Here is a 13970-nt window from a genome sequence, read left to right as displayed (position 1 = left end):
GTAGCAACGGCGAGCTCCTAAGTAAGCTTCTTCTTCTATTCTTTAATAAAATTCACATTACTGTCGATTTAATAACCTAAAGCTGAGGTTATTTGAAGCTGGCTTTACAATCCTCAATACATGACCTGGCAGCTTTAATATAAGTCAATGACATCCCTGCTGATTTTATCAGCAACCACGAATTTTTCTTAAAGTAAATCATAAACGCGCTATAGTGGGTCTGGTAGTATTCCCCCTGTTCTTCATCGGAAACATAAGGCGCATTGTGCAAGCAACTTCTAAATTTCGGCTATATTGGGCAAACAAGACGATAAATTACAGCGTTCTTATCCTCATTACCTTACTGGGTGTGGTTATCCCAACTTGGTACTTCGAGCAAAACACGCTGATAACGCCATTAATATTAGGCGTTATTGCTGCTGCTTTGGCTGAAAGTGATGACAGTTTCACTGGACGCATCAAGGCTCTGATTCTCACCTTTCTCTGTTTTGCGCTTGCTGCTTTTTCAATTGAAATCTTGTTCGATACCCCATGGGCTTTTGCGTTGGGATTATTTATCTCAACCTTCGGCTTCATCATTCTTGGGGCGATAGGTCCTAAGTACGCGAGTATTGCTTTTGGTTCGTTGCTGATCGCTATTTATACTATGCTTGGCGCACATGAAAGCACCAACATTTGGTTTCAGCCACTACTGCTTTTGACTGGTGCCGCCTGGTATTACTTCATGTCCATGATTTGGCAGATATTTTGGCCTCTTCAACCGGTGCAACAAAGCTTAGCCAATGTGTTCTTCCAAATGGCGAATTATCTTGATGCGAAAGCCAAGCTTTTTCACCCTGTGACCAACTTGACGCCACAACCGCTGCGGATTGAAGCTGCAAAATGCAATGCTGCCACGGTTACGGCACTAAACGTTTGTAAAACCACATTACTTAACCGATCGAAACGGGGTCACATTGATGGGCCTAGTGACCGATTTTTAAATATTTATTTCATCGCTCAAGACATTCACGAACGAGTCAGTTCTAGCCATTATCGCTATCAGGATTTAGCGACCGAATTTGAACGTTCTGATGTGCTGTTTCGTTTTAAATATCTTTTGGAGTCTCAAGCCCAAGCGTGTCGTGATATTGCACTAGCCATTCAGCTAGGAAATGAATACTCCCATACCGATCAATCTATTCTGGCATTAGCTGAAGTACAAAACTCTCTTGCTTATCTAGAAGAACAAAAGCAAGGGCACTGGAAACGTCTTCTGATGCAGTTAACATATTTATTCAATAACTTAGCGACGGTAGAAAAACAGCTTAATAACATTAACAACCCAGATGTTGAAGGCCTCGAAGAAGATACCCTCGCCGATACCAACCCACACACGCTAAAAGCGATGTGGCAGCGTATATCAGCAAATTTACACAAAGATTCGATGCTGTTTCGGCATGCATTACGTATGTCAATTGCCTTAACGATTGGCTATGGAATCATTCAAATATTCAACATCGACCGAGGTTACTGGATACTCTTAACCACTTTATTCGTATGCCAACCGAACTACAGTGCCACTCGCCAAAAATTGACGGCGCGAGTAATAGGTACATTAGCTGGTTTGTTGATTGGTGTACCATTGCTGACTTTTTTCCCTTCTCAAGAAAGCCAGTTAGTATTTATCGTTATCTCTGGTGTGATGTTTTTCGCCTTCCGGATGAACAACTATGGGTACGCGACTGGTTTTATTACACTGCTCGTCCTCTTCTTATTTAATCAACTAGGTGAAGGTTACGCAGTTGTCCTTCCTCGACTAGCAGATACCCTCATCGGGTGTGTGCTTGCAGTAGGAGCTGTATTAGTTATTTTGCCCGACTGGCAGTCGAGAAGGCTTCACAAAGTTATGTCGGATGCGATAGAGGCGAACAAGCAGTATCTCGATCAGATCATTGGTCAGTATAGAATCGGCAAGAAAGACAATTTGAGTTACCGTATCGCTCGCCGCCAGGCCCACAATAATGATGCCTCACTCTCTTCTGCGATTAGTACGATGCTGGCGGAGCCTGGCAAATATCGCGCAGCTGTTGATGAAAGTTTTCGCTTCCTAACGTTAAATCACGCAATGTTGAACTATATTTCTGCATTAGGCGCGCACAGAACTCGCATCGAAGATGAGTCAATTCATAAACTCGTTTTAGATGCTCACCGTTGTATTCATCAGCATCTGGATGTACTTCATAAACAGCTTCACCAGCATTGTGAGGAGTGTGACCTATCTAATATTGATGATGCTGGACTCGAGCAACGCTTAAACGAATGGCGCGATGAAGACGACAGCTCTGCCCGCATGGTATTGCAGCAACTTCATCTTATCTATCGCATGCTCCCAGAGCTTCATTCACTTGCTAGTAAGTTTGCCGTCAGGGTAAGTTAGTAACATTCAAACCATATGTAAGAGGGAAGCGCTATATCGCTTCCCTTTTTCTTTTTACGTTTCCATCTACCCCAAAGTGGGTAATTATGTACCTTCTTAGGAAAAATCTGACGTATCACTTAACACACCTTGACAATATTCGGACAAAAAGCAATCGATCAAATTCTAATCTATTTTGGTTGAATAAATATGTTGTATCCAAAGGATGAAGAATTTCGGGCAACGACGGATAAACCGAATCACGACGAAGGTATTGAGATGAACGCACAACAATTTAATGAACTTAAGCAAAAGCTCAGTGATTTAACGGCAAGTCAGTTAAAGTCATTACAAGGTGAGATAAGCGTGAAACTAAATAAAGCGCAAAAACCGGTTCTATCTGGTGAAGAAAGAGAAATGCTTGCCAAACTGTTTGCCTAATCAAGTCATTGATATAAAACACTTGAACGTTTTATAAACTCCACCTATGCTCTCACTATCATAATGTTGGGAGTAGTGATATGCCTGTATCAGGAATTCAATCTGGACACCACATCGTTCAGATGTCACAACAAATGGCCGAGAAAGCTGCACATGGCATTAGCAATAATGTAAGTAAGGTAAAAGAAGAGCTTTCTGATCACAACATCGATTTAGCTTCGGTTTCGGATGTCGCAATAACAGCCTCAACACCTAGCCTTCCCTCTCAAAAAGTTGAATCTCTCATCAACCTCGCACAAGCCGCTGGTTATAACCGAGTTGGCGCGTCTGTCATAGAGAAAAACAATGAAATCATTGGCAGCTTGCTAGACATCCACGTTTAGGCGATTTAACGTCAAATTATCGCTATTTTCATTTCCAACTATCACTATAACGTCGTAACAAGATACCCCCTTTGCTTCGTTCTTGCTTTCTATTTCGATTCAAATATCTCCTGTTTAAAATCAAGCGTTCCCGAAAAAAATGGGCGGCTTATCAGAGCCGCCCATTTTTGTGTTGTATACAGGTTTATCCGTTATCAATAACACCGTTGTTCAGCAATGACTCTACAATCTCGTTGGAGCTGAGACCGTTGAAGTCGATTGAAGTACCTAAGTTTTCCACGACAATAGTCTGCTGAACATTTGCATCCGTCGTAATGTTCAGAGAAACACTTTCCGTCGATGCATCGTAGTCTGCTGAAATGTGACCAAGCAGATCATCCATGTCGATCATTGAGTTATTGAGATCAGAGATAACTTCACGTAAATCGATACTGTCTTCGTTAACAGTGAAGTCAGTAATGGTATCCACTGCCCCTTCATCAACGGAATCTACCGTCCACTTGAAGATATCGCTGCCGTCTCCACCCGTTAAGATATCTGAACCTAAGCCACCGATAAGCACGTCATCACCATCACCACCCAGAATAACGTCGTCACCGTCTCCACCAATCAAGTTGATACCTGTGTCTCCGCCGACTAAATAGCTGTCGTCCACTGCGGTTGACTGGTCAATATCGTCGCTATCACTACTCACATCCAAACTAATTTGGACAGGTGAAGACTGCGCTTCATCGCCATTAGATTCCGTTGATATCGCCGTAAGCGAAATATCGTAAGAACCGACATCAATACCACTGTTAGTATCTGTTGCGACAATTTCTAGCGTATCAATTTCATCGCTTGGTACTGTCCAAGTGGTACCATCGAAGCTAATGCCTGATGGAGAAACGCCACTTGTTACCTCAGCACTAGCTGGTACGCCCGTTAGCTCCAAAGACAGCACCTCGTCAATATCAGTAAGCGCCGCCATGATTCCGACAATCGCTAAACCTTGACTGCTCGCGGTTTGGCTAGCCGCAATTTGACGAATGTAATTAAACTGAGGATTTATACTCAATGTAGGTGCATCAGCTACAGGTGTCACATTGATAGTGAAATCTTGATTCGCTTCCAATGCGGTACCCGCATTTTCGAAGTACACGCCGTTGTCTTCGACTTTCACCGATAAAGTGATTGAAGCTGCGTTGACATCTCCTGCATCCACAAATACACCCTCAGAAGCGTCTGTTGCTCCAAGAACGGAGTTAATATTATCTGGTGTGCCCATTAGGGTTATTTCACCAGCCATCCCCGCCCCAACAGTCACACCACTACCTGCTGGCGGCTCGACACGAAGGTCGCCCTCGGTAACTGTAAGAGTCACCGTCATGATTTCATTCGCCTGCGCACCAGTGAAGTCGATGTCACTTACACTAATACCCGTTATTTTCTGGCCATCGGCTTCGTTGATCGTATCCGTTACCGATGCTGCAGTGATTTCAGGTGCGTCATTGGTCGCTTCAACATTCAACACTGCTGTGCCCGCGATTGTAATTGGGTCTGGAGCGCCGTTAGTGGTTCCGTCATCTGTGATTTCATAAGTGAAATTAACGTCACCAAAGAAATCTGCTGCGGGTTCAAACGTCCACTCTGTCGCACTCACTTGAGTCAGCGTGCCGGAAGCTGGGTCCACTAACGCAACATTATCGACGGTCAAGTTGTCTGACTCAGGATCACTTGCGTTGCTCAGCAACTCAGTAGCCGTAATAGTTACCGAACCACCATCTTCTTCGGTACTACTCAACGTTACCTCTGATGTTACCGGTGCATCGTTCACCTCAGTGACTTCGAAGGTCGCCGTTCCTGACACCGTTTGAGGATCAGAAACACCGTTCGTTGTACCGTTGTCGGTAATGTCGTAGGTCAGATCGACCTTGCCGTTGTAGCCAGGCGCAGGAGTAAATGACCATGTACCTGTTACGTTGTCGAAATCCAATGTGCCGCTGCTTGGGTCAACCAACTGGACATTACTCACCATCAAGGTGTCGTTTTCAATGTCAGAAGCATTCGCTAACAAATCAGCTTGGGTAATTTCAACCGCCGTACTGTCTTCTGCGATATCAGAAAGTACCACTTCAGACGTCGTTGGAGCATCATTGACTTCCGTTACGTTGAACGATGCGTTGCCGTTAACCGATTTAGGATCGGATGCACCACTTGTCGTGCCATCATCTGTAATGGTGTACGTGATTTCAACTGGACCGTTGTAATCTGGTGCTGGGGTAAATTCCCACTCTCCCGTACCACTGTTGAAAGTAATGCTACCCGAATTCGGATCCGTTAACTGAACATTGCTGACCGTGAGGTTATCGTTCTCTACGTCTGTCGCATTCGCAATAAGATCCGCTTCAGAGATGGAGAACACACCACTATCTTCTTCAATATCCGGTAGCGTCACTGGCGTAGTTTCTGGGGTATCATTCACCGCTGTCACTTCAATATTGAAGCTGCTGCTGTTGGTATTTAGGGTGTCATCTACCCCACCAATTACGATACCTTCATTACCTTGGTCATCGACTGTCACGTCCACCTGAACGTCACCAAAGAAGTTCAGGTCTGGATTAAACTCAATCAGACCGTCTGCAATGGCATTGTTTAGATCGGCCACTGTACCTTTCAGTTCAACGGAGTCCGTACCATCACCGCTCACGGTTAGGTTGTAAGTAGCGATGAGCGTTGGATTAAGCGCCAAGATACCGCTGTCGACGTTCACATTGAGTACATATTCAGCATTCGGATCATCGAGTACGGCATCAATATCGGTAATGCTGAAACCATCAAGCAGCATTGGCGTATCTTCTGGTGTTTCCACATCCACGGTATTGACGAACTCTGGACGATCGTTCACTGCTTCAACATCAACAGTGACATCAAACTCCTCTGCGGAGCCCAAGCTTTGACTGCCATCGAGCCCAGTATCAACGGCTTGCACTTTGAAATGCAGCGAACCATCCCATGAGTTATCGTTGCGATCCCCAGAATTAAACACCACTTGATCCAAGTCTTGAGCATTGATTTCTAAGACAAAAACGCCGCCGCCTTGGTCAGTAAATACTGTCCCATCAGGTAATGAAACGCTCGCCCCATCAGGGACATTTGAGACCTCAACTCTCAGCGTCTCTGGATCATTTTCCTGGTAGTTTGCACCATCTCCGATGGACTCTTTGTTATCAACCACTAACGCATTTACATTAATAACAATGTCTTCGCCCTCATTACCTGCAGCCGAAGTGTCTGGATTCACATCAACATCATCACCAACAGGATTAACAATCAGCGTAAAGTTGTTGTTTCGTTCCGTTGGTACTTGTAGCAACTCCTCTTGAATGAAGACCGTAATACCTATCTCAGCCTCGCCACTAAAGTGTTTTGGCGGTTTAATTTGGATGTCACTCAGGTCAATGGACGTCTGAGTGAGATCTTTTAGTTGAATACTCCATTCGCCCCCACCGTTGTTCTTAACAACATAATCAGAGGAATTGGATTTAACGATAAAGTCATCAGGAAGTCCCGTTAACTTGAGTGAAACGAAACTCTCAGAACCGTCATTATCGTTCAGGCTGATCGAAACACCAGAGCCCGATTGATTCAGCGAAATTAAAGTATCTTCGTCACCAATCACCGTGATTGGCTGCGTCGGATCGGCACCTGTAATGGTAATGTCATCAACGACTGGCGTAACTTCAAATGTGACATCGTCAGTGAAGGTTCTCACATCTATATTATCGCCAGAGTTATTCAAGATAGACTGATCAAACACAGCTTCATCAGTAATTTCTCCCTCGATATTAATCTTGACGGTATTTTGGCCACCACCTACGGGGTAATTTTCTTTTGGCTTAAACAGAACATTGTCAAGCGCACCAGCTAAAATCTCAGCTTCATTAAACTCAATACTGGTTCCTAAGCTGTTACCATTGGCATCAACAAACTCACCTAATGTTGTGTCATCAAGCTCTAACTTGATGTTCGTTAGTGTTTCTCGACCACCTTGAGTGTTGTTAAATTGATCGGCAAAATCAACACTCAAGTTAAGTTGGATTAAGCCATCTTCGTAACCGACACCATCCGCCGTGGGAACGTCGTTATTTAGATCAGTTACAGGTTGTTTGTTTGCATCCAAGCCGAAAGTACCAACGATATCTACTTTTACATTCGGTGTGACATCGCTATCCAACGGCTGATCCCCGGCTGAACTCGGAACGTCTGCAACCGGTAAAACCTGAACTGGAAACTGGACATTATTTTCTTTTTCATCACCGGACTCAGTGTCTTTAGTGACGAACCGAATTGGTAATTCGAAATCACCTGCGTAATCTTCTGCCAAGTGCATCGTCAAACCATCAAGGCCAGTAATATTTCCACTCGCATCGATATGGGCTTGGAACACGTATTTGCCATTGACAAAGTCGATATCCGTCCCCGTAATCACCAAACCAGGAGGAATGCCAGGAGCTGAAGGATCGACGATAATAGTCAAGACATCCTCCACGCCATCTGCATTAATCGCATCAACTTTCGACGTTAACTGAGCACCAAGGTTGATAGAATTATCTTCCAACGCTTGAATTTGGACATCATCAGCCACCTGAATCTCTGCCGCTACACTCATTTGTGGTGTGAGAACGGTAGGAAATTCAAGTGTCACATCCGTTTGGCGCATGACAGTCGCATCTTTTTCGTTGCCCAAATCTTCGCCCAAATCATTCACTTCTGCGTAAATGGTTAAGCCAATTTGAGAGAGACCGCCGTTATCGCCATCGTCGCTGTCATCATTTGGTGTTAAATCAAGACCAGACGGCGCTTTAATTGAGAAGTTATCTTCATTGGTTACTGTCCAACGACCTCCACCTTCATTTAGTGCACCGACGATAACCAATTGGTTGAGGATCTCAGGGTCCACATTGTGAAATTGAACAACAAGTTGAGTCACCACTTCATCAGAAGACGCATCAAACTCTTGATATTTAATGATATGAGCACCAGATTCGCCCCCCATAGAAGTGTTGATCGTAAAATCAATGTTACCTTGATCGTCTGACTTCACGATATCGGTAGCACCACCACCATTTTCAGTGACAAGCAGACGGGTTTGGTCATCTATTGCCCCCGTTTTATCCTCTGGCTCAACGATTGGATTAACTTGGACATTCACCGTACCATTGATGGTTTTCTCAGCGATACCTTCACCGGGATTCGAAGCGTCAACATATTCATGGTCAATCTCTTTCACAGTGACGGTCGTGGTCAAGTCAAAGTCAGTACTTGAATCCTGCTCCAACTGGACTTGAACATAGCCACTTTGAGAGATTTTAGCGGAAAAATCTTGCTCTGATTCACCGGCTTGCGGTGAAAGCGTTAGTGTTCCAGAAACAAGCGTTTGTGCCACACCATCTACATAGACCGTGCTGCCTGGAGGAAATCCAGAGATGGTTACATCACTAAAGAATTCATCGGTATCAGGGCTTTGTACGAGCGTCGGTTTCCAATCGATGTCAAAGCGCGTATCTTCATCTCCCTCAGATCGAACAACGTAGTTATCTTGAGCGTCAATAACGGGTTCGACCTTGATCCTTACCTCTCTTTCAATCACACGACTATGACCATCATTTTCGGTAACAATGATCGTCCCTGTAATCGCAATGTTTTCGGTTGAAGAGGCTTCTGGAATAATTTGAATACCGGAATTAAAATTCAGCCCAGTGATGTTTGCTTCGTAAATCGGTTGACCGTTACCATCATAGCCAACAAAGGTGAGGTCAACGCTTGAACCGTCTGAATCTACGACACGAACACCATCGGGGATGTTGGACAGGATAACAGTAATGGCTTCTGAATCATCCAGAGGTCTATCGGCAACTTCACCTGATACAACCGAGAAGTTGAGGTTTACAACACCATTCTCTTCAATAGTCGTCTCTATCCCGGCCACATCTCCGTCTACGAATCGGTTCCAAACGTTCCCCGCGTCAATTAATACCGTGTCTGGTATGTCAGCAACACCTTTTACACCAACGATGACGGTCTTACTGCCCAGTGACAACACATCTTCTGTCGTACCGGTAGACAATGATGCTGTGTCTTTCACAATGCCTTCGACATTGAAAGTAAAGTCATCATTGCTGTGCAACGGAGGAAGAACTTCGACGTTCGCTAATTCAGACTCTGGCACTTCGTAATAAAGTATATTGCCGCCTGAATCGGTCACTTCTACTATCTGACTTGGGTTTGCTGAGTCCAGCCACACCAGAGTAACCCCATCAATTGAGAAGTTAGAAATGCGCACAAATAACGCTTCAGAACCATCTAAGTCCGCTGATGGTTTCATGGTGATCACTTCACTTAATTGGAGTGGGTCGTGATCAGTGACAGGGTCTACCGTATTTTGAGTTCGAGCATTATCCTCAAACACATTAATTCGGTTTACAGTAAAACTACCTTTATCCGCAACTGGGTTTACATCAATAATGATGGTTTCGGTTTCTGAGCGAGCGGTATCTTTCCCAAGCAGTGGATTGTTGTTTTCCGTCGTAATAGCGGTGACATCAATTCTGATTTCGCCCGAGAAGTTATCTATCGGATCAACTTGAACTTCATCAATTCGGCTTGCATCCACCAGATAAACACCACCGGATTTTGGTATCGCACTACCATCTGAATAGACTAACTCTGCGTTACCTTCTCCTTGTGTAAAGACAAGCTCGAACACAATGCCTTCAGGGTTACTAGTGTCTTGGGTTTCAGCCGTGATGTTAAGTGCGACATTGTTTCCATCTTCATCAACCGAGTAGTGAAATTCACTGTTTGCCGTCCACGTTGCAATATCTGCAACGGCAGCAACTTCAATGTCTAAACGACCATTAATCGTATGATCTGGCGTACCATTGTTAAGAATTTCCACGCGGATACGAGGATCGATACCAGAAGCATCGGTTGATGTATGACGATCTGGTACGAAGTACAAGTTATCTAGCGAGACAAGCTCACCATTGAATGACTGCTCAACATTTGATGCGTCGAGAACAACCGTATTGCCCACAGATGTTAATTCAATGTAGTTGCCACTGCCGTCTCTGTAGTAGAACGTACCGTTGTGAGTATCAGCATCTCGAATAGTGATGTCACCTAAGCTCTCGTTACGGTCGATATCATGTAAATTGATAACCAAGTCGACTTTCGCAGGGCTAACATCCAGCGTCGACAAGTTGTCCTGAGTATTTGCAGAGTCAACGCCCACAACGACACCATCACGCCCTTGGTCTTCGAACGCAGTAACGGTAGACGTGTCAATTTGCGCATTGCGGTCTCTTATCGAGATATCCACATCGGCATCTGCGATATCGCCATCGCCATCGGTTGCAACAACGTTTATGGTGAAATCAATCGAGTCGGTTTCGGTATGGTCAAGATCGTCATTCGGACGGAATGACACACTGCCATCGGTTCGAACAACCAAACGACCGATTTCAGTATCCACTCCGTCAAGAACCTTGTGAACGAACACAACTTGGTTGCTGCCGTTTAAATCAACAGAATCGGAATCAACACCGTTTTGCTTGAAGTAAATGCCTGAATCATCAGCCGAGAATGAAGTCACTTGTGCGCCGTCAGCACCAAGGTCATCATCCCCCTCTACAGGGTCTCGGAATAAACGAACCGTGCGGCTGCCTTGTCCCTCAACACGCGAAATAGATGCATCGTGCAAGGTTGGAACATCATCGGTAATCGTCACTGGTAAGTTAATACCGGCCGTATCGCCATCGACATCGGTCGCAAAGACTGGGAGATCAAGTATGAGTGTATCTTCGCCTTGAGTTGAGTGATCTAGCGCACCCTCAAGCGTAAACTTGTAAGAGCCGTCAGCGTTCAAAACTAGCGTGAACACTGAGTTACCATCAGGTGTTTGACCTTGATAAGTAAAGTTGTTGTTGCTTACCGCGGTTTGAACTAACGTCACCGCAAGACCACCTGAAGTGACTCCTGGTATCGGGTTAGAAGTAAGATCCAGCTGATAAGAGACAACGGTATCTGCCCCTTCCACCGTATCGAAATTGCCCGTTGCTTCTAGGCTGTCTTTGTTGGCTGCCTGGGAGCCGTTGGCAAGGTCATCCTCATCTACAGCCAAAGCATCTGCTGATTTAATTTCGGGAATGTCATCAACTACGGTAATTGGAAGATTCAGTGATGATGACGTGTCACCATCAAAGTCTGTTACTGTAATTGGAATATCAATGACAAGGTTGTTTTCACCTTGAACAGCGTCATGGTCGATTGGTCCCAACAGCTCAAATTGGTAGCTGTCATTATTCGCATCAAGAGACAGCGTGAAGATCTTAGTTGATGTGCCAGTAATAACCGCTTCGTAACTGGTTACTCCACCATTGGTGCCTACTAGATTCAACTCGATGCTGCTGCCGTTCGACGTTAAGCCTGACACGACGGCATCGAGGTCTGAAACTTGGTAGCTGACAATCTTGTCTGCACCAGCAACGACCTCAAATCCGCCGTTCAATACCGTAGAATCATTACTTGTCGTGTCAGAGCCACCGGAAAGATCATCTTCATCAACGGTTTGTTGGCTAGAGTCTGTCACTTTCACAATCGCTGGAACATCGTCCACCACGGTGATCGGCAAGGTGATGTTATTGGACACATCGCCGTCAAAATCGGTCGCGTTGACTGGGAAGTTGATGACTAACGAGTTTTCATCGTTACCCGCAGGATGATCAAGTGCACCCAACAGTTCAAATTCATAACTGTCTGCTGAACCATTTAGCGTCAGTTTAAAGACGGTGTCCGTCGTACCTTGTACATAAGCTCGGTACTCAATCACACCGTTTGAATTTGAAAACTCAACCAACTCAAGCGGTTGACCACCTGAGGTAAGTCCAGAAACAGGCGACGTTAAGCTATCCAACTGGAAGCTAACGATAGAGTCGGCACCATCAGTAACGTCAAAGTTGCCACCAATGATATTGGATTCTGGCGTGTCGTCCGAACCTTGGCTTGGAATATCATCCTCATCCACAGACAAGGTACTACCAGAGCTAATAGCATCAATGGTTGGCTTGTCATCTACGATGGTCACTGGCAAGGTCGCAGTGATGGTATCGTTGTCGCCATCCGTGATCTTCACAGGTAGATTCAACAAAATCTCATCAGAGTTAACCGCGTGATCTAACTGACCAGATAACTCAAAGTCGTATTTACCATCTTGATGAAGTGTCAACGTGAAGACCGTCACTCCACCCTGAGTTTGTCCCACGTATACAAGCGCGTCAGCAGTTGAAGCGCCAACGTCTTGAGAAAGTGTTACCTCTTCTCCACCCGATTTCAGATTCGGGATAGGATTTGAGCTTAGATCCAATTCGAAAGCATCAATACCATCTGCGCTAGTGACTTCGAACTCACCTGATACCGTTAATGGCTCTTTCGTTCCATCAGAACCAAGAGGTAAGTCATCTTCGTCGACACGTAGACTTTCAATATTGGTAACAACTGGAACATCATCCACAACGGTAATTGGCAATGTGAAGGCTGGTGAAGTATCACCATCATTATCTGTCGCCGTCACAGGGAGGTTAATAACAATCTCGTTTTGCTGATTACCATCGGGATGATCAAGCGGCTTCTGTAAATCGAACTCATAGGAGTTGTTCGTTGCATCCAGCGTCAGTTCGAAAACCACTTCAGCAGGATTGCCAGCAACACCTTGGTATACGTTCACGCCATTTGCGCTAGAAGACAGAACTAAGGTGATAGCTTCACCATCTGAAGTCAGTGACGCAACAGGCGTGGTCAGGTCACTCAGCTGAATAGAAGCAACTTGGTCAGCACCTTCGGTGATATCAAAAGTACCTGAAATAACAGTATCTTCTGCACTTGCAGCATCCGTACCTGCTGGTAGGTCATCTTCATCAACGGTTTGTTCGCTGCCTGCTAGCAAACCATCAATGGTCGGAACATCATCCACAACCGTAATTGGTAAGGTGATGTTGTTCGACACGTCTCCATCAAAGTCAGTCGCGTTTATCGGTAAATTGATGACCAGTTCATTTTGGCCATCAGCATTTGGATGATCGAGAGGAGCAAGCAAATCGAACGTGTAGCTGTCATCAGAGGCATCAAGGGTCACACGGAATACTGGTGTCGTCGTGCCATCAATACGAGCTTCGTAAACTGAAACGCCACCTGCGTTTGATACTTCAACCATAACCAGAGATTGACCACCAGAGGTCAGGCCTTGTACTGGCGTCGTCAGGTCAGAAACGCTGTACTCCAAAATGCCATCAGAACCATCAGTCGCGATGAAGTTACCTGCAATGCTGTTCGACTGCGTACCATCAGATCCGACTGTTGGGATATCGTCCTCGTCAACCGTTTGCACACTTGTTGCTTCGATGCCACCAAGTGTCGGTTTGTCATCAACGATCTTGACAGGAATTGTCTCAGCAGACGTGTCGCCATCAAAGTCGGTTGCGATGATTGGGAAGTTCAGTGTCAGCTCGTCACTATCTACCGCGTGGTCGATTGGACCTTCTAGCGTGAAGTTATAAGAGCCATCGGTATTCACTGTCAGCGTAAAGACCGCTTTAGTCCCCGCTGTCGCTTGGTAAGTAAAGCTGCCATCAGCGTTTGCGGTTTCAGTCAGCGTGACTGCCACCCCTTGTGATGTAAGGCCGTCAACTGGTGTTGCAGAAGCATCAAGC

General features: G+C 45.3%; 4 protein-coding genes. 3 read left to right on the top strand and 1 reads right to left on the bottom strand.

The genetic code is table 11. The features are described from left to right. Positions 1 to 265: 265 nt before the first annotated feature. The 3 genes from yccS to R7E47_RS18035 all read left to right on the top strand — a co-directional run bounded on the left by yccS (position 266) and on the right by R7E47_RS18035 (position 3222). Positions 266 to 2419, top strand: a complete 2154-nt coding sequence (gene yccS, locus R7E47_RS18045; protein WP_031781171.1) for a YccS family putative transporter — start codon at positions 266 to 268, stop codon at positions 2417 to 2419. Positions 2420 to 2608: 189 nt separating this feature from the next. Beyond that, on the top strand, positions 2609 to 2839 hold the full coding sequence (locus R7E47_RS18040; RefSeq protein ID WP_005376575.1) for a hypothetical protein: 231 nt from the start codon (positions 2609 to 2611) through the stop codon (positions 2837 to 2839). 80 nt (positions 2840 to 2919) lie between these two features. Further along, a complete protein-coding gene (locus tag R7E47_RS18035) occupies positions 2920 to 3222 on the top strand; it encodes a hypothetical protein (protein WP_262600135.1) in 303 nt (100 codons plus the stop codon). A 184-nt stretch (positions 3223 to 3406) separates the two neighbouring features. On the opposite strand, the gene R7E47_RS18030 is transcribed toward R7E47_RS18035, so the two are convergent. After that, positions 3407 to 13970 (bottom strand): cadherin-like domain-containing protein (locus R7E47_RS18030; protein WP_318084852.1); only part of this gene is annotated, 10564 nt, incomplete at its 5' end.

It is taken from the genome of Vibrio sp. Vb1026 (assembly GCF_033338745.1).
In the GTDB taxonomy this organism is placed as follows: Bacteria; Pseudomonadota; Gammaproteobacteria; order Enterobacterales; family Vibrionaceae; genus Vibrio; species Vibrio alginolyticus.
The sequence above is the reverse complement of the archived record's forward strand: the minus strand, read 5'-3'. Positions and strand labels throughout refer to the sequence as shown.

Bases quoted from the DNA above. Each gene is read 5' to 3' on its own strand.
- R7E47_RS18040 (WP_005376575.1), top strand. From the start codon at position 2,609: ATGTTGTATCCAAAGGATGAAGAATTTCGGGCAACGACGGATAAACCG.
- R7E47_RS18035 (WP_262600135.1), top strand. From the start codon at position 2,920: ATGCCTGTATCAGGAATTCAATCTGGACACCACATCGTTCAGATGTCA.